The sequence below is a fragment of the Paenibacillus sp. GCM10023252 genome (genome assembly GCF_042653305.1).
GTDB lineage: Bacteria > Bacillota > Bacilli > Paenibacillales > Paenibacillaceae > Pristimantibacillus.
Map to the genome: position 1 here is coordinate 276,651 of NZ_JBHSHW010000003.1, position 19,369 is coordinate 296,019.

The 19,369-nt window shown below is 56.1% G+C and carries 19 protein-coding genes; 12 read left to right on the forward strand and 7 right to left on the reverse strand.

All coding sequences use genetic code 11. The features are described from left to right. Positions 1-326: 326 nt before the first annotated feature. From ACFO9Q_RS03880 to ACFO9Q_RS03895, 4 genes are all read left to right on the forward strand, one after another. On the forward strand, positions 327-872 hold the full coding sequence (locus ACFO9Q_RS03880) for a general stress protein (protein ID WP_379178880.1): 546 nt from the start codon (positions 327-329) through the stop codon (positions 870-872). A gap of 112 nt (positions 873-984) precedes the next feature. Then, entirely contained in the window at positions 985-1,869 is an 885-nt protein-coding gene (locus ACFO9Q_RS03885; protein ID WP_379178882.1) for a diacylglycerol/lipid kinase family protein, read from the forward strand. Between the two features lie 67 nt (positions 1,870-1,936). Beyond that, the gene (locus ACFO9Q_RS03890; protein WP_379178884.1) at positions 1,937-2,410 is read left to right on the forward strand and encodes a cupin domain-containing protein; all 474 of its coding nucleotides are present in this window, start codon (positions 1,937-1,939) and stop codon (positions 2,408-2,410) included. Positions 2,411-2,794: 384 nt separating this feature from the next. Continuing rightward, the gene (locus ACFO9Q_RS03895) at positions 2,795-3,196 is read left to right on the forward strand and encodes a hypothetical protein (protein WP_379178886.1); all 402 of its coding nucleotides are present in this window, start codon (positions 2,795-2,797) and stop codon (positions 3,194-3,196) included. 647 nt (positions 3,197-3,843) lie between these two features. On the opposite strand, the gene ACFO9Q_RS03900 is transcribed toward ACFO9Q_RS03895, so the two are convergent. Continuing rightward, on the reverse strand, positions 3,844-5,382 hold the full coding sequence (locus tag ACFO9Q_RS03900; RefSeq protein ID WP_379178888.1) for an HD-GYP domain-containing protein: 1,539 nt from the start codon (positions 5,380-5,382) through the stop codon (positions 3,844-3,846). A gap of 111 nt (positions 5,383-5,493) precedes the next feature. Here ACFO9Q_RS03900 and ACFO9Q_RS03905 point away from each other — a divergent pair, with 111 nt between their 5' ends. Then, positions 5,494-6,774: an MFS transporter gene (locus ACFO9Q_RS03905; protein WP_379178891.1), complete on the forward strand. Its 1,281-nt coding sequence runs from the start codon at positions 5,494-5,496 to the stop codon at positions 6,772-6,774. Between the two features lie 44 nt (positions 6,775-6,818). Here the strand turns inward: ACFO9Q_RS03905 and ACFO9Q_RS03910 are convergent, their stop codons facing one another. The 5 genes from ACFO9Q_RS03910 to ACFO9Q_RS03930 form a co-directional block, all read right to left on the reverse strand. Continuing rightward, positions 6,819-7,277: a disulfide oxidoreductase gene (locus ACFO9Q_RS03910; protein WP_379178893.1), complete on the reverse strand. Its 459-nt coding sequence runs from the start codon at positions 7,275-7,277 to the stop codon at positions 6,819-6,821. A 6-nt stretch (positions 7,278-7,283) separates the two neighbouring features. Then, positions 7,284-7,985: a DsbA family protein gene (locus ACFO9Q_RS03915; RefSeq protein WP_379178895.1), complete on the reverse strand. Its 702-nt coding sequence runs from the start codon at positions 7,983-7,985 to the stop codon at positions 7,284-7,286. A 135-nt stretch (positions 7,986-8,120) separates the two neighbouring features. After that, on the reverse strand, positions 8,121-8,588 hold the full coding sequence (locus tag ACFO9Q_RS03920; protein WP_379178897.1) for a DUF3052 domain-containing protein: 468 nt from the start codon (positions 8,586-8,588) through the stop codon (positions 8,121-8,123). A gap of 173 nt (positions 8,589-8,761) precedes the next feature. Then, positions 8,762-10,654 carry a prenyltransferase/squalene oxidase repeat-containing protein gene (locus ACFO9Q_RS03925; RefSeq protein WP_379178899.1) on the reverse strand — a complete coding sequence of 631 codons (1,893 nt, stop codon included), beginning with the start codon at positions 10,652-10,654 and terminating at the stop codon, positions 8,762-8,764. Positions 10,655-10,920: 266 nt separating this feature from the next. After that, positions 10,921-11,757: a purine-nucleoside phosphorylase gene (locus ACFO9Q_RS03930; protein ID WP_379178901.1), complete on the reverse strand. Its 837-nt coding sequence runs from the start codon at positions 11,755-11,757 to the stop codon at positions 10,921-10,923. Positions 11,758-11,943: 186 nt separating this feature from the next. Between ACFO9Q_RS03930 and ACFO9Q_RS03935 the strand changes: the two genes are divergently transcribed. The 3 genes from ACFO9Q_RS03935 (at position 11,944) to ACFO9Q_RS03945 (ending at position 15,651) form a co-directional block, all read left to right on the forward strand. Continuing rightward, on the forward strand, positions 11,944-12,939 hold the full coding sequence (locus tag ACFO9Q_RS03935) for a sugar-binding transcriptional regulator (protein ID WP_379178904.1): 996 nt from the start codon (positions 11,944-11,946) through the stop codon (positions 12,937-12,939). 41 nt (positions 12,940-12,980) lie between these two features. Beyond that, positions 12,981-13,673 carry a deoxyribose-phosphate aldolase gene (deoC, locus tag ACFO9Q_RS03940; RefSeq protein WP_379178906.1) on the forward strand — a complete coding sequence of 231 codons (693 nt, stop codon included), beginning with the start codon at positions 12,981-12,983 and terminating at the stop codon, positions 13,671-13,673. 106 nt (positions 13,674-13,779) lie between these two features. Beyond that, a complete protein-coding gene (locus ACFO9Q_RS03945; RefSeq protein WP_379178908.1) occupies positions 13,780-15,651 on the forward strand; it encodes an LTA synthase family protein in 1,872 nt (623 codons plus the stop codon). A gap of 931 nt (positions 15,652-16,582) precedes the next feature. Here ACFO9Q_RS03945 and ACFO9Q_RS03950 read toward each other — a convergent pair. Beyond that, entirely contained in the window at positions 16,583-16,987 is a 405-nt protein-coding gene (locus ACFO9Q_RS03950; protein ID WP_379178910.1) for a hypothetical protein, read from the reverse strand. A 77-nt stretch (positions 16,988-17,064) separates the two neighbouring features. Between ACFO9Q_RS03950 and ACFO9Q_RS03955 the strand changes: the two genes are divergently transcribed. From ACFO9Q_RS03955 to rnhA, 4 genes are read left to right on the forward strand one after another with little or no spacing between them, the layout of a single operon-like run. Further along, positions 17,065-17,247, forward strand: a complete 183-nt coding sequence (locus ACFO9Q_RS03955) for a hypothetical protein (RefSeq protein WP_379178912.1) — start codon at positions 17,065-17,067, stop codon at positions 17,245-17,247. Between the two features lie 4 nt (positions 17,248-17,251). Continuing rightward, positions 17,252-18,055 carry a hypothetical protein gene (locus tag ACFO9Q_RS03960; RefSeq protein WP_379178914.1) on the forward strand — a complete coding sequence of 268 codons (804 nt, stop codon included), beginning with the start codon at positions 17,252-17,254 and terminating at the stop codon, positions 18,053-18,055. After that, positions 18,052-18,675: a hypothetical protein gene (locus tag ACFO9Q_RS03965; RefSeq protein ID WP_379178916.1), complete on the forward strand. Its 624-nt coding sequence runs from the start codon at positions 18,052-18,054 to the stop codon at positions 18,673-18,675. The genes ACFO9Q_RS03960 and ACFO9Q_RS03965 overlap by 4 nt, the downstream gene beginning before the upstream one ends. Next, complete coding sequence (gene rnhA / locus ACFO9Q_RS03970; RefSeq protein ID WP_379178918.1) at positions 18,668-19,348, forward strand: ribonuclease H; 681 nt, start codon at positions 18,668-18,670, stop codon at positions 19,346-19,348. The genes ACFO9Q_RS03965 and rnhA overlap by 8 nt, the downstream gene beginning before the upstream one ends. Positions 19,349-19,369: the final 21 nt, after the last annotated feature.

Here is a 19,369-nt window from a genome sequence, read left to right on the forward strand (position 1 = left end):
GCCTGACATCCGATGGCGGTTGCATGCAATGAGTATGCCTGCTTTATAGCGACTACGATTCCGCGTGAATTAGTGGGGGCATTGGATGGCTTTAATGTGATTAAGGCGGCCTTCAACGTTCGCGTTTGTCCAACAACATTTATGGTAGTTCACAATCTCTTTTTTTCAATTGTGCATCGTATTGAGGGTGCAATCTCCTTATAAAAAATGATGATAGTAATTGTATAATGAAATTGAGAATTATATCAACTTCTGAATGTTTACAATCTCCCCCACAGGGTAAGTAGTGTAAGAACAGCTTATAACAACGAAGTGGAGGGATTACCATGAGCAAGAACAAGAAGATTGTTGGCGTATTCCATAGTCAGGACGAAGCGATTCGGGCCATCGAGAGCTTGAAGCGGCAAGGGTACACCTCTGATGAGATCTCTATTGTAGCGAAGAATCGGGATGACGTGAACGACGTCTCGGAAGAGACCGGTACTATGGCTCCTGAAGGACTGGCTAGCGGGGCAGCGGCGGGCGGTGTGCTTGGCGGAGTTACTGGTCTGCTTGCAGGACTGGGGCTGCTGGCGATTCCGGGAATCGGGCCGATCCTGGCAGCTGGTCCAATCGCAGCCACGCTAACTGGGGCAGCTGTTGGTGCCGGTGCAGGCGGATTGGTCGGCGGACTAATCGGGCTTGGCATACCGGAGGAAGAAGCGAAGCAATATAATGATTACGTGAAGGAAGGTCGCATCCTGGTGCTGGTAGAGTCCGATATGAAGCGCGACAACTACGCCTATGACAGCTTCCGTGACAACAACTCGCTGAACGCATCCTCCTATGGATCCGATTATGGCGCAGTTGCGAATCCGAATCATATCCGATAGATTCACGCAGCAGGACAGCCCTCAGCCGGATAATTATCCGAGCCCGAGGGCTTGTTTTGCGCTAAGGCTGACGAATTCCTTGGTGGTTAGAAAAAAAGGAGGAAGACGAGAAATGTTCAATCGTGCACTGTTGATCTATAACGGCAATGCCGGGCAGGCGGATGTGGCCAGGCAGCTGCAGATCATTGCGGGCCTGCTTGCCCCTGCCATACCAGAGCTTACGCTGCTCGCGACAGAGAAGCAAGGAGATGCTGAACGATATTGCCGGGAGCGGGGGGAGCAAGTGGAGCTGCTGCTGGTGCTCGGCGGTGACGGAACGGTGCATGAATGTGTGAACGGATTGGCAGAGCTTCCGCGTCCTCCAGTCGTTGGCATCCTGCCCGGGGGGACGTGCAACGACTTCTCGCGAGCGCTGCATATCCCTCAGGGGCTCGAGCAGGCGGTGCAGACGGTGCTGCAGGGCAAGACACTGGAGGTAGATATCGGGCGAATGGGAGATCGTTACTTCTCTAACTTCTGCGGAATCGGCCTTATTGCCGATACCTCTGAGAACATTAATTCCGAGCTGAAGGGGGTGTTCGGCAAGCTCAGTTATTTTCTAAGCGCGCTTCAGAAAATGCGGAGTGCGGAGTCTTTTCACTATAGGCTTGAGACGGATGATGGTGAGCTGGAGGGAGAGGCGGTCATGATCCTCGCTGCGAACGGGCGTTATCTGGGGACGAATGTGCTGCCGGGGTCGGATGAGCTGCTAACGGATGGGCTGCTGGACGTATTCATTATTCGGGAGGCGGGGCTGCCGCTGCTGAAGGAAGTGCTCAGTCACAAGGCTTCGCCGGATTGGAATCCGGAGAACAGCTCCATTGACTATGTGCAGACGAGTCGGCTGCGGATGGTGACAGATGAGCCGATGAAGGCCGATACGGATGGGGAGATGTATATGGAGACGCCGGTGGAGCTGTCGGTGCTGCGTGGGAGGCTGACTTTTGTAACGGGATAGGCTTATAATAGTACTCATTGTGCAGATGATATAGAGAGTAGAGAGCACACATGAGGAGTGGAGAGAGATGACTGTACAGCAAGTTGTGAAGCAATCCCCGCTGGTGGAGGCGCTCGGTCTGAAGCCGCACATTGAGGGTGGATGGTACCGGGAGATCTGGAAGGCGTCGTTCGAGATTCCGCAGGAGGTGCTGGGCGCGCCGTATTCGGGTAATCGTTACGCGGCATCAAGCATCTACTTCCTGCTGCATCCGGAAGAGTTCTCGGACTGGCACACCGTTCATTCGGATGAGCTGTGGCTATGGCATTCGGGCAGCCCGCTGCTGCTGACGCTTGGCGGTACGGAGGAGAATCCGGGCGTGAGGCAGGAGATTGTGATTGGTCCGGATGTGCTTGGGGGCCAGCAGCCGCAGGGGCTGGTGCCGGCAGGAGAGTGGCAGATGGCGAAGCCGCTGGGTGACGAACCGGTGTTGGTGTCGTGCATTGTGGCGCCGGGCTTCCACTATGATGACTTCCGGCTGATTGAGAAGAAGCAGGGGTAAGTGTAGAGGGAGCAGGCAGAGGCAGTTGCTACTGCAGGCTGGGTTAAGGGATGGCTGAATGGCGGGTGGCGGGTTGGATGTGCCGTCGCCGCGTTGAATGAATAGGTCGAGTTCAGATGGAGCTGCTTGGGGCTTCGCTGAGCTCGGCCTATTGTGGCGCTGGCATGGCAGCGGTGGGGGTGCAGGAGGGCGCGCCGGAAGGCAATAGAGCCAGAATGTGGCGCTGCAGCGAGCCGGCAGGCGCGCTGGAGGGCAATAGAGCCAGAATGTGGCGCTGCAGCGTCGCGGTGGGCGCGCCGGAGGGCCGCGGCGCAGAAGGGCAATAGCGCCGGAATGTGGCGCTGCAGCGTCGTGGAGGGCGCGCCGGAGGGCAATAGCGCCAAAATGTGGCGCTGCAGCGTCGTGGAGGGCGCGCCGGAGGTCAATAGCGCCAAAATGTGGCGCTGCAGCGTCGTGGAGGGCGCGCCGGAGGGCAATAGCGCCAAAATGTGGCGCTGCAGCGTCGCGGAGGGCGCGCCGGAAGGCAATAGCGCCAGAATGTGGCGCTGCAGCGTTGTGAAGGGCGCGCCGGAAGGCATTAGCGCCAAAATGTGGCGCTGCAGCGTTGTGAAGGGCGCGCTGGAGGGCAATAGCGCCAAAATGTGGCGCTGCAGCGTTGTGAAGGGCGCGCTGGAGGGTGATAGCGCCAAAATGTGGCGCTGCAGCGTTGTGAAGGGCGCGCTGGAGGGTGATAGCGCCAGAATGTGGCGCTGCAGCGTCGCGGTGGAGGCTAGTTGGGAGCTATAGCATCAAAATGTGATGCTGCAGCAGGAGGAGTGGGCTAGTTGGGAGCTGCAGCATCGGAATGTGATGCTGCAGCGCACGGAGTGGGCTAGTTGGGAGCTATAGCATCGGAATGTGATGCTGCAGCAGCGAGAGGAGGCTAGTTGGGAGCTATAGCATCGGAATGTGATGCTGCAGCAGCGAGAGGAGGCTAGTTGGAAGCTATAGCATCGGAATGTGATGCTGCAGCAGGAGGAGGAGGCTAGTTGGGAGCTGCAGCATCGGAATGTGATGCTGCATCAGGAGAGGAAGAGGAGGCTAGTAGGGAGCTATAGCATCGGAATGTGATGCTGCAGCAGGAGGAGGAGGCTAGTTGTGAGCTATAGCATCAAAATGTGATGCTGCAGCAGGAGGAGTGGGCTAGTTGGGAGCTGCGGCATCGGAATGTGATGCTGCAGCGCACGGAGTGGGCTAGTTGGGAGCTGTAGCATCAGAATGTGATGCTGCAGCAGCTAGAGGAGGCTAGTTGTGAGATGTAGCATCGGAATGTGATGCTGCAGCTGAATGTGTCGGGCTAGCTGGGGTTGTGCAGTAGAGGCGGAATGCGCCTCGGCCCCTGCATCAACCCGCCTGTCCCCCCCGGGCTCCCCGCGCCCCCGCGCCCCGCGCCCCTAATCAAACGAGCGAATGAACAGCTCCGTATACAACGGATCCCACTGCTCCCCCTTACCGCCCTCCAAGATGGAGAGCGCCTTGGCGCGGTCCATCCCCTTGCGATAAGGGCGGTCGGAGGTCATCGCATCATAAGCATCCGCGATGGCGATGATCTTGCCGAGCAGCGGAATCGCATCGCCGGCGAGGCCGTCGGGGTAGCCGCGCCCGTCGTAGCGCTCGTGATGCGAGCGCACACCGGGCAGCAGGGCGGCCATGGCGTCGGCGGGCTCGATTCGGCGCAGGATATTTTCACCCTGTACGGGGTGCTGCTTAATCTGGTCGAACTCCTCGTCCGTCAGCTTGCCATCCTTCAGCAGCACGGCATCGCGTACGCCGATCTTGCCAATATCGTGAAGCAGCGCTGACTTGCGAATGGTCTCCACGTCATCCTTCCCCAGTCCAGCGAGCTCCCCAATCCGAACCGCATACTGTGCGACACGCTCCGAATGGCCGGCGGTGTAGGGGTCCCGGGCATCGAGGGCAGCAGCCAACGTGAAGAAGTAGCTCTGAAGCAGCTGGTTGTTCCGCTCCTCCCTCTCCCGCAGTCCCTCGACCATATGGTTGAAGCCCGCGGCAAGCCTGGAGAATTCATCCGAATACGTATCCGCCGTCCGAATCGTGAAGTTCCCTTCCTTCACGAGGCTCATCGCTTCATGAATGGTCTGAATCGGCTGCCGAATGTCGGCGGACATGAGCTTCGCGCTCAAGATGGAGAATAGGACTCCAATGACGAGGATGATAGCCGCCCACTTCCAATAAGCGACGGTATCCTCTCCAGTCAGGCCGGTCAACCGAATCTGTGCAGCCAGGCTGAACAGGACAAGCGGCAGCGTGCCGATCAAGAAGGCGCTGAACAGGAACTTGCGGTTAATGGAGACAATAACTTCCCCGCTCAAGGTTAAGTCAGATTGATACAGCCTGACATGAGTCTCGCGAATGTGGACAACAATCGGTTGAATCGACTTCGACGTGAGGAAGAATTCAATGAGCGCATGCATACTGGCGACGAGGAAGGCGGCAAGCACGGCAAGCCCCACATAATAGAGCGGGAAGCCTACATCGCCAACTATAATCTGCCACGAAGTCATCGCTGCTGCAGGAATCGACATGCCGAGGAAGTGGGGACCGAAGATGCGCTTCACCGACAGGACAGGGAAGTGGTGCGTGCGCAGGTATGCCGTCTTCAGCTCGTCAGAGGTAGGTGTCACTCCGCTCCGGAATACTGCCTGAATCGGCTTCAGATGGAGACGGAATACATAGAGTTCGCACATTAGCATGAGAATAAGGGAAGCTACCAGTATGACTGCGAGGCGCACGGTCTCTTCCCAAGAGATCTGAAGCGTGGAGAAGACTAGCGTGCTCCCGACACCGAGGACGGCAATCATCGAGCCGAATACATAATTGCGAAGGAGCTGGGTTAGGAATACACGGTACACAGTTGAGGTGGCGTTCACGAATCCCAATCGGTTAAGAGCAGTAGCGGCAGGCTGTGTCATGAGGATCCTCTTTTCCAACAATATGAGTTGCGATATATCCATAGATTACCTTAACGCTAGGTGAAGCGTATACAGCATCTTCTCTTGTATATTTCGGAGGGGAGTTGCGCTATGATGAGTAGATGTCTTAATCTCGGAGTGAATGACACCATGAATCCAACCTTATGGACCCGCAACTTCATCTTACTGACGCTGGCCAACCTGTTCCTATTCCTATCCTTAGAAATGATGCTCCCAACGCTGCCCGTCTTCGCCGAGCAGCAAGGGGCGAATGAGACCCAAGTCGGACTCGTCCTCAGCTTCTTCGCCTTCGCTGCTGTCCTTAGCCGCCCCTTCGCCGGGGCCGCTGCCGGCACGCGAATGAGCCGCAAGCTGCTGCTGGCCATCGCGGTAGCCATCTGCCTCATCGGCACAGGCAGCTACTTCCTCGCCACCTCGATCCTGGCGATCATGCTGCTGCGAATTGTGCATGGCATCGGCTTCGGCGCGGCTACGACGCTGTACGGCACGGCCGTATCGGACGTCATACCAGCGTCCCGCAGAGGAGAGGGGATGGGCTACTTCGCGACCGGCAATGCGGTAGCGATCTCTCTCGGGCCGTTCATCGGCATCTGGCTGATGGAGAGCTACAGCTTCACCGCCCTCTTCGGGGTGGGGGCCGGCGTACTGCTCATGGCCATCATCTTCACTCTCTTCGTATCGGAGAAGAAGCCCGTGACAGCCTCGAGCCGGGCCGCCCAGCAAGCGAAGACGGATAAGGAGTCGGAGAAGGGGCAGTCTGGACCAGCCGCCTCCGTCAGACGTCTCCGTCTCTCCGATGTGGTGGAGCGGAAGGCGCTGTTCCCTTCCGCCCTAGGCTTGCTCGCCGGACTCTCGCTCTCCGGCATCGTCAGCTTCATCTCCCTCTTCGGGAAGGAGGCGGGCGTGAAGAACATCGGAATCTTCTTCCTCGTGCTCGCGGTAAGCGAGTTCCTGATCCGCTTCATCTCCGGGCCGCTGTTCGACCGGAAGGGGCGCAGCTGGGTACTCATTCCTTCGGCCTTCAGCTGCATCATCGGTGTTCTCCTCTTGTCGATAACCGATTCCACAGGGATGCTGCTGCTCGCTGCGGTGTTCTATGGCATGGGCTTCGGGGCGGCCTTTCCCGCCTTGCAAGCTTGGGTCATTAATCTGGTCGAGTCGCACCGCAGGGGAGCAGCTACAGCGACGTTCTACAATGCGTTCGATATCGGCATCGGCTCGGGTGCAATTCTGCTTGGTTACATTGCGAGCTTAACCAACTATTCGACGATGTACTTGGCTTCGGCCGTATTCTACGTCATTTATCTGGTGATCTACATCCCCTATGACCGCCGCCAGTCCAAAAAGACGCATGCCCATTCAACAGAATGAGACATGCGTCTTTTTTTCTAATACCATATTACACTTCTGACAAGCTATTCGTCCTTCTCCCGGCCAGCCAGCAGGAAGATGGCGATCAGGATGAAGGAGGTAAGTGCCATGAGCGGGATCGTAATCCAGCCGAACAGGTTCAGGTAATCGAAGTTGCACGGAATGCCTGCCTTGCACGGCAGCATCTCGGCGAGCCACGGGAACCAGATCTCGGCATTGTGGTAGATGGAGATTGCCATGCCGATGAAGTTCAGCGGCAGCACGTATCCGATGATGCGGCGGTCGCCGCGGTAGCTTGCAATGCCGAGGAGAATCGCCTGCGGGTACATGAAGATGCGCTGGTACCAGCAGAGCGAACAAGGGGCGTACCCCTTGATCTCGCTGAAGTACAGGCTTCCGAGCGTGGCCACCATGGATACGACCCAGGCGAAGTATAGTCCGTTGCGTCTCAGGAAGGAGGAGGGGGAGGAGCTTGATTGGGTATCGGCAGCTTCCACTCGCATTCGCGGTTACTTCCCTTCTACGGCCTTGTTGATGGCGGCTTGGATATCCTTGTAATCGAGATCGCCCTTGTACATCTTGCCGTTGATGAACACCGCGGGAGTACCTTCGACACCCGCTGGACGGACCATCGCTTCCTGGTCATCCACTTCCTTCTTGTACGTCTGCTTCTCAATATCCGTCTTCAGCTTGTCGAAGTCGATGTCGAGCTTCGCATCACGGGCAAGCTGGACCAGAACTTCCGGTGTGGCCCATACGGTGCGCTCGTCCTTCTGATTGTCATAGATGGCCTTATAATACGGCCAGAATGCTTCGGGATTCTGATGATAGACCGCTTGCGCGGCATAGGCAGCCCAGTCTGAATCAGGACCCAGGAACGGATAGTTCACGAAGTACATCGATGCCTTGCCGGTATCAATGAAGTCCTTCTTAATCTGCGGCTCGATGTTCTGCGCGAAGTATTGGCAGGTCGGACACTTGAAGTCGCCGAACTCGACGATCTTGACAGGCGCATCCTTGCTGCCCTGCATCGGCAGGCCGCTATAGTCGAAGTCATAGCCCTTGGATTGATTGTTCATGCCGAGGACAATAATAGCAATGACGGCTAGGAAGATTAGAGTTAACCAGATGAGGGCTTTGTTGCTGCTCTTGTTAGCCGCAGCCTTGGTGGAGCTGTATGTCTGACGCTTCTTCTTGTTCTTCGTGCTCAAGGTGAATACCCTTCCTCTCTATATGGGGCTTGTCCCTCTAAGTATAATGGAACGGCTTGTGGAGGGCGATAGCTAATTGTCACAATGTGTTGAAAATAATCCTCAGAACTCACAGCGCTCATCAGTGTCAAGATCTTACGCTTGTTGCTGGGTACGTTCCTTCCCCTTGTCGGTCGCCGCGAAGGAGCGGGTGAGCGTCTTGATCTCCTCTACCGGCTTGAAGCGCAAGGCAGACCAATCCTCGTCTATCGCAATCTGACGGACAGGCTCGAAGCCCTCGGCCGCGAGCATCACGCCGACCGTTTCTCTGCTGCAGTCCAGCTTTTTGAACAGCTTGGAGGATTTTTTAGGATAACATAACCACAAGAGCCCGCCGGGTGCCAGCACTGAGGCTGCCTGTCGCGCGAGCGTCTGAATGTCCTCGTTGCTCGTCCCGAACACCTGCACTAGAGGGTAGTTCGCACCCGTGCGAATATCCTTATGCACTTCGCCTTGGAAGGCTTGGAGCACATCGTCATAGCTATGCGGGGCGTTCAGAATGAGCACGGCTTCTCCGTTGTCTCTGTATTGCAGCTTCTTAAGAACAGGGTTCTCGGTCGTCAAGGTGTTCAGTCTCCTCTGCAGCAATGTGAATATCCTCTAGTATACCCTGAACTTCTTAGGACCGCGAGGAGGATGGAATTGGATGAGATACTCTTATCCGCGCCGCCTTCATCGTGCATTGTCGTGCATCGTCATGGTCCCGATGGCTTCAACGTACGGCTCCCCTTCGGTGCTCACTGGATTCCGTACTTGGCGCGGTAGCGGGCCAGGGTGCGCAGCGGCCAGATATAATTGTTGCTGTCGTAGTGGGAGTAGACACTGCCTGGCAAGCCGGCGCCAGTCGGATAACGATGTGTCCAATGGGCGGTCGGCAGCTCCAATTGATCCAACAGGGAGTGAATGCCTCGGTTCAGCTGAATAGTCGGCTGCGAGCTTGCTGCCATAAGTCCGTCCAGTGCCCATGCGGTCTGGGAGGGTGTGCTGCTGCCCAGCGGAATATAGAGCTTGCGGTGATCGCTGCTGCATGATTCTCCCCAGCCGCCGTCTTCCAGCTGAATGGCTTCCAGCCAGCGCACGCCGCGCTGGATCTGCTTGTGACCTGAGGGGAGGCCAACAGCTGTAAGAGCTTCAATGGCGGCGCCAGTCCCGTGCGTGTAGGCGATACCCCAGCGGCCATACCAGCTTCCGTTGTCCTCCTGCTGGTTCAGCAGCCATCGGACGGCCTTAAGCAACCAGGGGTAGTGGCTGCTCCTGTTGAAGCCTAGATCCTCGCCGAGGAAGAGCAGCGTTCGGGAGGTTAGGTCGGTGGTGGAGGGATCTACGACGATATCCTTCGCCCCTTCGAACGAGAGGAGGGGGAGGAGCGGGGAGCCGTTGTTACGCTCGAAGGCGGGCCATCCGCCATCGTCATTATGCATCGCCAACACCCATTGCAGTCCTCGCTCCCAGCTGTCTCGGCGCTCCGGGGTTGTCTGGTGATGCTTCAGGGCGCGCAGGGCGGCTACGGTATCATCCACGTCAGGGTAGAGGGTGTTCACATCAGAGAAGCCCCAGCCTCCGGGGACGGTATGCGGACTGCGAATGGTCCAATCGCCGCGCTTCGTATGCTGGCGGGTGCGTAGATACTGGGCAGCTCGAGTGATGGAGGGGTGAGCCGCTGCCGTGCCTGCCTGCTGGAGGGTGGAGCTGAGCATCGCCGTATCCCATACGGTAGACGTTGCTACAGGAATGTGTGAGATGGAGGAGCATAGGAGGGACTTGATTCCTTCCAGGGCGCTGCGGATACGCGGGGACTCGGGCTTATAACCAAGCTGGAGCAGGGCGAGCACCATGAGCATGGTCGAGGTGGAGTAGGTAAGAAGCGTCCCATTAGGTTCAATGCGGCTGAGCATATACTCCTCGGCATCCTTCGCGGCGGACGGATAGACGAGGGAGGCGATGGGATTGGATGTGAAGGCTTCGGCGAGCGAGGCGAGTAAGGCTGCCCAAGGGGCGTCATTGCGGAACGGCTGCTTGCCGCTGATGTAGAGGTCGGACAAGTCAGGTGTTCGTGCGGTGTGCAGGGTGAAGCGGCTGTTCGCTAGGAGGAGGACGGGGATGAGGTGTGCGCGAGCGTGTCCGGACAGAGAATAGAGGTCAATACTGAGAGCGTGCTTGGTGAGGAAGAGCTCGAGAGGCAGATGAAGAGAACGAGGGTAATCTGCTTGTCCCGTCACCGCCAGCATCACCTGCGTGAGCATCGTTCCAGTCTGGGACAGCCCTCCGCGGGAGAGGATATATTGCTTCGCCTGCTGCATGCGCGGGTGCTCTATGGAGTAGTGGTTGGTGTGAAGCAGCGCATAATAAGCTTCAATTGTCGTATCGAGATGACCTTCCACATTATCGTGATACAGCCGCCAGCTTCCGTTCGTCTCCTGCCGGCCAGCAATCCGGGCGGCTAGCTGCTGGATGAGCGGCTGCTCCTGCTCCAAGAGTCCGAGGGAGCCGATCAGGATGATGAAGTAGCAGTCCGGCATGATGCCGGACTGGCAGCACATGCGCCAAGCTCCGTCGGGTGACTGGAGCTGCAGCAGCTCCTTCGTCATCCGCTCGATTCGCTCCGTTACTCTCGCCAGTAGTGCAGTCATCGCGCTCACTCCCCCTGCTTGTTGTTGGGCAGCTGCACGTAGGTGCAGCTGCTCACAAGTGCAACTCCCTCAGATGTATATGCCCTGAGGGAGTGGAGTAGAGCAGATGCGTGAGATTCCACGGCGGCCGCCGCACCAGCGCGGCGGAAGGGGAATAGCGCCAGAATGTGGCGCTGCAGATCCGCGCAGGCCGCGGCGGAGGGCAATAGCGCCAGAATCTGGCGCTGCCCCCGCCAGCCGCGCCTCTCGCCGCGGCCCCGCGGCCGCTACACCGCCATGTCCGCGACGATGCCGCGGACGAGGGCGATGAACTTCGGCCGCGCCTGCGCCGCTACGCGGACGACCTGCTCATGCGTGAGCGGCTCCAGCTCGTCGCCGAGCGCCATGTCGGTGATGCAGGTGATGCCCACCGCCTGCATCCCGCAATAATTCGCCGCCGTGACTTCGGGCACGGTGGACATGCCGACCGCATCCGCGCCCCATGCGGCGAGCATCTTCAGCTCAGCACCGGTGCAGTAGGTCGGACCGGTGATGTGCACATAGACGCCTTGCTGGAGCGGTACGCCCAGCTCCTGCGCCTTGCCTGCCGCGAGCGTGCGCAGCTCGCGGTTGTACGCTTGCGACATGTCCGGGAAGCGCGGGCCTAGCTCGGGGATATTTTCACCAATGAGTGGATTGCTGCCTGTATGGTTAATGTGATCAACAATTAACATCAGATCACCCGCCGCGAACGCGCGATTCATGCCCCCCGCCGCGTTGGTCACGATAATCCGCTCGATCCCTAGCCGCTTCATCACATAGACCGGGAACACCACTTCCTTCATTGTATACCCCTCGTAATAATGGAATCGGCCCTTCATGACGAGCACAATCTTGCCCTCCAGCTTCCCCACGACGAGCTCGCCTGAATGCCCCTCAACCGTCGACACAGGGAAGTGCGGAATCCGTTCATAAGGAATCACGACCGCTTCCTCCACTTCATCTGCCATCACGCCAAGCCCCGAACCGAGGATCATCCCGATCTGTGGAGCAGCCCCATCGTGGCCAAGCTGACTGCGTATGTAGGAAGCAGCCTCATCTATTTTTGCAAGCATGTGATCCATTTTTGCATCATCCTCCTGCCGGAGACCGGCATTATTTCCTCCATCATAGCTTTCCATCGCCTTTCATGCAAAAACCATTGTACTTTCCCCATAACCTCCGTATAATTTATCTGAAATTATGCTAATTTATAGTGAACGGATTTTCACACCACCTGAGAATCTCGTCGCCTGGAGGAGAGCTTGCCCATGGGAGATCACAAGCTGGACAAAATTATCGAAGCTGCGCGCATGTATTATCAGCTTGATTACAATCAACAGGATATCGCAAAGCGTCTTGGCGTATCTCGTCCAACCGTGTCCCGATTCCTGCAGCTCGCGAAGAACGAAGGCATCGTGCAGATTAAGATCTGCGATCCGAATGAGAATAACGAGGAGCTCGCCCACAAGCTGCAAGAGAAGTTCGGCCTGAAGCGCGCCATTGTGGCGATTACCCCTCAATACGAAGATACAATTGCCAAGCAAGCCATTGGGGAAGCGGCAGCCGCTTATATTGAAGAGATCGTCAAGGAAGGCGATACGATCGGGACGACTTGGGGCACAACGCTATATGAGGTGGCGCTAAGACTGCAGAGCATCCATGTCAAGAACGTGAAGGTCGTTCAGCTGAATGGCGGCGTCAGCCATTCAGAGACGAATACGTATGCGTATGAGGTTGTGTCGCTTTTTGCCAAGGCATTCCATACCAATCCTTACTTGATTCCGCTCCCTGCTATCGTGGACCATGCGGTCGTGAAGCATGCCATCGAAGCCGATCGCCATATTCGCAAAATACTCGACATGGGCAAGCAAGCCAATATCGCCGTCGTCACCGTTGGTGCTCCTACCGATGATTCGGTGCTCATCCAGGCGAATTACTTCACGGAAGAGGATCTGCGGACGATCTATGCTTGCGGGGTAGGCGATATCTGCTCCCGATTCATTGACATAGAAGGGCGTGTGTGCAGCGGCGAGCTGGATCTGCGGACGATCGGCATTGACCTTGAAGAGCTTAAGCATAAGGAGACCTCGATCCTAGTGGCCGGCGGGCCTTCGAAGATTGAGGCCATCTATGGCGCCCTACGCGGCGGGTATACGAATGTGGTCGTTACCGACCATATTACGGCCCAACATCTGCTGGACTATGAGTCCAAGGCAGAGAAGAAGGCAGAGGAGAATAAGGATTCGGTAAGTGCATTACAATAGATCAGAATAGATAGATTAGAGATATAGTGGAGGCTGCTATCATGGACAACAACAAGGTGCAAGTGACAGGAGAGCAAGTAGCTGGAATGATCGATCATACGCTGCTGAAGGCAGACGCGACGAAGCAGGAAGTTGAGAAGCTGTGCGAAGAAGCAAGGGAGTACAAGTTCGCAACCGTATGTGTGAATCCGACATGGGTAGCTCTATGCGCCAAGCTGCTGGAAGGTTCAGGAGTTGGCGTGACGACGGTCGTAGGCTTCCCACTTGGCGCAACAACTACGGCAGCTAAGGCAGCGGAAGCTCAGGATGCCATTGCGAATGGTGCAACAGAAGTCGATATGGTGCTTAACATCGGTCTGGTGAAGTCCGGCGATCTGGCCGGCGCTCGTGCGGATATCGCAGGTGTGGCTGCGGTATGCCAAGGCAAGGCGGTGCTGAAGGTTATACTGGAGACTGGATTGCTCACGGATGAGGAGAAGGCAGCAGCAAGCAAGGCTTCGGTCGAGGCGGGAGCGGACTTCGTGAAGACGTCCACCGGCTTCGGTAAGGGTGGAGCAACGGTAGAGGATATCGCGCTGATGCGCCGCACCGTGGGACCAGACCTGGGTGTGAAGGCTTCAGGCGGCGTTCGTGATTATGAGACGGCTGCGGCGATGATTCAGGCTGGCGCGACTCGTATTGGAGCAAGCTCCGGTATTGCCATCGTAACTGGAGGCAAGGGAGAAGGGTATTAATGGAATAGCTGGAATGCAAGGCCGCCCTTATTTTTTCGACTCCGTCTGATTTTGGAGTTATAATAGCTTTACTGTATGTTCATATGAAGTAAGGGTGGCGGTAGCATTGGTTAGGCAACACGGAATAAGAGTGCTGTGGGATAAGCCCTTCGTGCTGTTCTCATTGATTCTCTTATTGAAAGCGAGCCTGACGTACGGCGTCGTGTTCAGCGAATGGACGTGGAGACCGCTTATTGCGGACATTCCTTTTGTCCTGTTATGCTTCTCTCTCATTGAAGTCATGGCCAAGAAGCGGAAGCTGCTTGCTTATATGATCGTGAACTTCTTGGTTACTGCGGTTTATTTCGCCATTATTATGTATTACAAATATTATGGAGTCATCGTCACCTATGTCGCGCTGCAGCAAGCGGGACAAGTGACGGAAGTGAAGAGCAGCGTCATGACGATTATGCATCCGTACTTCATGCTGATCTTCGTAGATATCGTGCTCTACCTGGTACTGTTCGGGGTCAGCCGCAAGGTGCGCGGGTGGCGAGAGCTGTATGCGGTACGGGAGCCGAGGAAGCTGGCGCTCTCAGCAGCCGCGGTCATGCTGATCGTGTGTCTGGCGAATGTGATGCCCTTCCGGGAGAGCATCAATGAACTCAAGAAGTCGCAGCAGATGGGGCTGCTTAATTATCAAGTCTACTCGGCGGTGCATGACTTGTATGCTGCTCGCAGCAGCATTAGTGCGGCAGGATTGCCTCCTGTGGAACAGGCGGACATTGATGCATTGAAGGGCGTTATGCCTCCGGCCAATCCGGCTCATTATGGTGAGGCTGCTGGACGTAACGTCATTATTATTCAGCTGGAGTCGTTCCAAGACTTCTTAGTCGGATTGAAGCTGGATGGCAAGGAGATTACGCCGAACCTGAACAAGCTCGTGAGTGAGCATTATTACTTCCCGAACTTCTACCAGCAAGTGGGGCAGGGGAATACGTCGGATGCCGAATACGTCGTCAACAGCTCCCTGCTCATTCCGCTTAAGGGCGCTGCGTCACAGGAGTATAGTGACAAGGAGCTGCCGAGCTTGCCGAAGCTGGTTCGGAAGCACGGCTACGAGTCGATGACTTTCCATACGAACGACGTTACGTTCTGGAACCGGAATGAGCTGTATGCGGCGCTGGGGTTCGATAAGTATTATGAACGCGAGTTTTTCAAGGATGAGGATATGATGTTCTTCGGCTCGTCGGATGAGGTGCTGTATAAGAGGACTTCTGAGGTGCTGGGGGAGAAGCAGGCTGCAGGCAAGCCCTTCTACGCGCATGTAATCTCGATGTCGGGTCATCATCCGTTCGATCTGCCGGAGCGTAAGCAGCAGATGGAGCTTCCTGCAAGATTCGAGAATACGTTCGTGGGACACTACATTCAGGCGCAGAACTATGCGGACTATGCGTTGGGGCAGTTCGTTGACGAGCTGAAGGCGAACGGCGTGTGGGATAACAGCCTGATTGTGCTGTACGGCGATCATCTCGGCCTACCCATCTACTCGCTGACAGGCGAAGACAAGAAGCTGATGCAAGAGGTGCTCGGCCGGCCTTATGACTATGCGGAGATGATGAATATACCGCTGGTGGCGATAGCGCCAGGAATTACCGAGCCGAAGGTGCTGGAGCAGGTAGGCGGTCAGTCGGACATTCTGCCTACGGTTGCGAACTGGATGGGCTTCAGCCTCGAGGGGCAGATTCACTTCGGGCAGGACCTGATGGGCCAGTCGTCGAACCTGCTGCCGCAGCGGTATTACTTGCCGTCGGGCTCGTTCATCGACGACAAGGCCGTCTTCGTGCCGGGCAACGGCTTCAGCGACGGCAAGGTGTATCCGCGCGAGCCGGGTGTCTCGGCCGCGGAGGCGCAGGTGAGCGAGGAGCAGTTCGAGCGCGCGCTGAAGCTGCTCCGGCTGAGCAGCCGCTACGTGGAGCAGCTGCCAGCGAGGGAGTGAGCTGGGATGCTGCCAGAGGGTGCTGGCTGCGCTCCCTTCTAGGGAGCAAGCTGAGCAAGATGGCAGCAGCCCCTGCGGGGTGAGCTGGGATGCTGTCAGCGGTTGCTGGCTGCGCTCCCTTCTAGGGAGTGAGGAGGCCTCGTCAGTGGCAAGCCGGCGTCTCCCTGCTGAGGGTTAGCCGATCAAGATTGTGCTGCTCCCTGCGGTTCCAACTGGGGCGGGGAGCAGTCTGCGGCTCAATCCGGCGTCTCCACATCGCAGGAGTAAGCCTTTCATATACTTGAATATGTGTTGTAATAGAGCTAGTGTCCACGTGCAGACCCCAAGTTGTTGGGTCAGACTGGGATCACTGGCTTTTTAGTTGTTTGGGGAAGTTAGAAGTCAGTTTCGCAAGGGGACGGAACTGAGCGCCGTTATTTTAGTCTTAATGGTCACTTTCTCTAATCTATCGGAACTGAGCGCTGCTATTCACCTATTATGATGCCAATTCTTCGCAAAAGAGAGACAATAACGGCGCTGAGTTCCGCAAGACTTCAGAATTGGCTTATTTACTATCGCATAACGTCTCTCCGTTCCGTTAAGTTTTCTCAAGTAGTAGGTTCAACCACCTATCAGTGTGCTGTTGCTCCTTACGGCCCGCAGGCCTCTGATAGCTACGGATGGTATCCTACTTTTTTCCTTTTTGTTCACTATCCCCTTCGTTCAGGAACTGGATGTCGCGCGAGTGCGATCGGTAGGGTAGCTGTGTAAGTCCTTACATAGGAAATTACATGAAAATGCATTTGGATGCAGGGAGCAGCATGCTTCTCTTGAAGTTAACGAGGAAAACCCTCGTTAAACCCCCGGCCGATACCCGGTTGAGGGCACTTAACACGGAAAATCCGTGTTAAAGTATCTCGGCCCAGCAGAGTAGCATGCTTCTCGGGTTGAGTCAACCTTGGGAGAAGGTAATTTGGCGCAATAGCATCGGAATGTGATGCTGCAGCGGCTGGAGCGGGTTAGTTGGGAGTAATAGCATCGGAATGTGATGCTGCAGCGGCTGGAGCGGGTTAGTTGGGAGCAATAGCATCAGAATGTGATGCTGCAGCGGCTGGAGCGGGTTAGTTGGGAGCAATAGCATCGGAATGTGATGCTGCAGCGGCTGAAGCGGGTTAGTTGGGAGCAATAGCATCGGAATGTGATGCTGCAGCGGCTGGAGCGGGTTAGTTGGGGTCAATAGCATCGGAATGTGATGCTGTAGCAGCTGGAGCGGGTTAGTTGGGAGCAATAGCATCGGAAAGTGATGCTGCAGCAGCTGGAGCGGGTTAGTTGCCAGCCAGCGGAGGTTACTTAACACGGAAAATCCGTGTTAATGGAGCATCTCCGAACCGCCGCACTTACCCACGCCCCCTAATAAAGTGGTAATATGGGAAAATGGGGGAGGAGAAGCGCTATGAACGGGCCTGTAACAGAATCAGCATCAGCCTCACTATCAACACCAACAACACCATCACAACCATCACAACCATCACAACCATCACAACCATCACAAGCATCATCAGCCTCACTATCACCATCAACAACACCACCACCATCATCATCAGTAAGCCGACATAAAATAATGTTCACACTCATTATTTTGCTTATTGGAGTCTCCTGGGCAGGGAACCTATGGACCTACGAGCGCTCACAGCTAGAGGAGCCGCTGTTCCTGAAGCACTACATGACCCTCGACGGGGCAACGGGCGAGATCATGAAGCTCACATTCCTTGAGAACAGGAACAGTAATCGGACGGTCAGCGGCATTCGGATCGACGAGCTGCCGATGGTACAATTCAACCTAAATGAAGAGACTCGGATGAAGCATCAAGTCATAAGGAGCGCCTCAGCGGAGCTGGACCCTCCACTGTTGAGAGACGTGGAGGGGAAGCCCCTGTCCATCAAGCATATCACCGTGTTCTTCAACCATGGGGAGCAGACTAGGGTGCCCATCGGGGACATTCAGATCGTCTGGCATTCCAAGCCGCCTTCCCTAACGAACGCCACTTCAGGCGGCAGTTCCAACGATGGCAGTGGCTTCGATCATCTCATCGTTGACCATACCGCTGAACTAGAGGCGATTACCTACACGCATAACGAGCACGTAAGGCCTTGGTTCGAGCTTAAGTTGAACAATGATCCGGTGGAATCCATCAAGTTCCCTCTATCCGTCCGTCAGGGCGACATCCTCCACTTCACTTACAAGTTGACCATACCGGAGGACAACCCTGCCGCGATGGACGTCCTGTACGGGAAGGCGCTCATGCACTTCAAGCTTCCCGATGGTCAGCAGAAGATAGAAGCTTTTCACCTAACGAGAGATCCTTATCTGTCCGAGAAGCAGATTAAGAAGCTGGTTCGTGCACAGAGAGGAGGAGAGCGATGAGCAAGGGGGCATACCGCAAGCTGGGCTGGGGATTGTTGCTCACCGTCATTGATATCCGTATCGCACAGCTGGACATCATACCCGACTTCGTTGGCTACATCCTAATCGCTGCCGCTCTGCGTACACTCTCCACGGAACAGGAGGCGTTCCGCCGAGCCAGCTGGATTGCGATACCCATGATCTTCCTATCAATGCCGGATCTCATTCTCCCTGCTGTGTCAGCCTTCATAGACATCGCGGCTATTCCGATGAAGCTTCATCTCTACTTCCAGTCCATGCAGGCGCTGCGCTTGCTCATGGTCTATTGGATATTCCAAGGGATGTATGCTTCAGCAAGGGAGCTCCGCGCATTCAAGCTGCTGAACTCGATATACAATCGACGACTACTCTACCTGCTAGTGAACGTAACCCTGATGGCTGGATACCCCTTCCTGTTCAATATGGAGGATTCCATGGAGTTAGCTCTCATTGCAGCAGGGGTGCTGGCCTTCATCCTCGAATTATTATTCATCAGACTGGCCTTCCGAATGGCTAAGGCGGAGCATCAGAAGCCTTCGGGACCTGGCCAGACCATTGATATAAGATTACTGCCACATGAAGGAGACACAACACATGGCTAAGACGAAGTACTACGTGGTCTGGGTTGGCGCGAAGCCCGGTATCTATACGAATTGGGGAGACTGCCAGCGGCAAGTGAACGGCTTCCCTGGCGCGAAGTTCAAGTCCTTCGAGTCCAAGGCGGAAGCCGAGCAGGCTTACAGCAAGGGCTCCCCGAAGAGCTGGGGCCAAGGAGCGGCATCATCTGGAGGAGCGCAGTCCTCACGTAAGTCCTCCTATCCCCTTAAGCAATCAGCCTCCTCATCAACCGCCGTCTCCAGCATGGCGGATATCGACTATGACAGCATCTCTGTCGATGTCGGCACGAGAGGCAATCCGGGTCCTGTTGAGTACAAAGGCGTGGATACGCGGACGGGTGAGGTTATTTTCAGCAAGGGGCCGGTAAGCAAGGGGACGAACAATCTAGGCGAGTTCCTCGCCATCGTTCATGCTCTGGCGTATCTCAAGTCGCAGAATAGCAGCAAGACCGTCTACAGCGATTCAAGGAATGCGCTCAAGTGGGTGAAGGAGAAGGCGGTCGCCACGACGCTGCCTCGCGATGCAAGCACGGAGGAGATCTGGAACCTCGTAGATCGTGCCCTTCACTGGCTGAAGACGAACGATTATCCGAATAAGGTGCTGAAGTGGGAGACGAAGGCTTGGGGCGAGATTAAGGCCGATTACGGGCGGAAGTAATGAATTGGATACGAATCGAAG

Bases quoted from the DNA above. Each gene is read 5' to 3' on its own strand.
- ACFO9Q_RS03880 (WP_379178880.1), top strand. From the start codon at position 327: ATGAGCAAGAACAAGAAGATTGTTGGCGTATTCCATAGTCAGGACGAA.
- ACFO9Q_RS03885 (WP_379178882.1), top strand. From the start codon at position 985: ATGTTCAATCGTGCACTGTTGATCTATAACGGCAATGCCGGGCAGGCG.
- ACFO9Q_RS03890 (WP_379178884.1), top strand. From the start codon at position 1,937: ATGACTGTACAGCAAGTTGTGAAGCAATCCCCGCTGGTGGAGGCGCTC.
- ACFO9Q_RS03895 (WP_379178886.1), top strand. From the start codon at position 2,795: ATGTGGCGCTGCAGCGTCGTGGAGGGCGCGCCGGAGGTCAATAGCGCC.
- ACFO9Q_RS03900 (WP_379178888.1), bottom strand. From the start codon at position 5,382: ATGACACAGCCTGCCGCTACTGCTCTTAACCGATTGGGATTCGTGAAC.
- ACFO9Q_RS03905 (WP_379178891.1), top strand. From the start codon at position 5,494: ATGATGAGTAGATGTCTTAATCTCGGAGTGAATGACACCATGAATCCA.
- ACFO9Q_RS03910 (WP_379178893.1), bottom strand. From the start codon at position 7,277: ATGCGAGTGGAAGCTGCCGATACCCAATCAAGCTCCTCCCCCTCCTCC.
- ACFO9Q_RS03925 (WP_379178899.1), bottom strand. From the start codon at position 10,654: ATGACTGCACTACTGGCGAGAGTAACGGAGCGAATCGAGCGGATGACG.
- ACFO9Q_RS03930 (WP_379178901.1), bottom strand. From the start codon at position 11,757: ATGGATCACATGCTTGCAAAAATAGATGAGGCTGCTTCCTACATACGC.
- ACFO9Q_RS03935 (WP_379178904.1), top strand. From the start codon at position 11,944: ATGGGAGATCACAAGCTGGACAAAATTATCGAAGCTGCGCGCATGTAT.
- deoC (WP_379178906.1), top strand. From the start codon at position 12,981: ATGGACAACAACAAGGTGCAAGTGACAGGAGAGCAAGTAGCTGGAATG.
- ACFO9Q_RS03955 (WP_379178912.1), top strand. From the start codon at position 17,065: ATGGGGGAGGAGAAGCGCTATGAACGGGCCTGTAACAGAATCAGCATC.
- ACFO9Q_RS03960 (WP_379178914.1), top strand. From the start codon at position 17,252: ATGTTCACACTCATTATTTTGCTTATTGGAGTCTCCTGGGCAGGGAAC.
- ACFO9Q_RS03965 (WP_379178916.1), top strand. From the start codon at position 18,052: ATGAGCAAGGGGGCATACCGCAAGCTGGGCTGGGGATTGTTGCTCACC.
- rnhA (WP_379178918.1), top strand. From the start codon at position 18,668: ATGGCTAAGACGAAGTACTACGTGGTCTGGGTTGGCGCGAAGCCCGGT.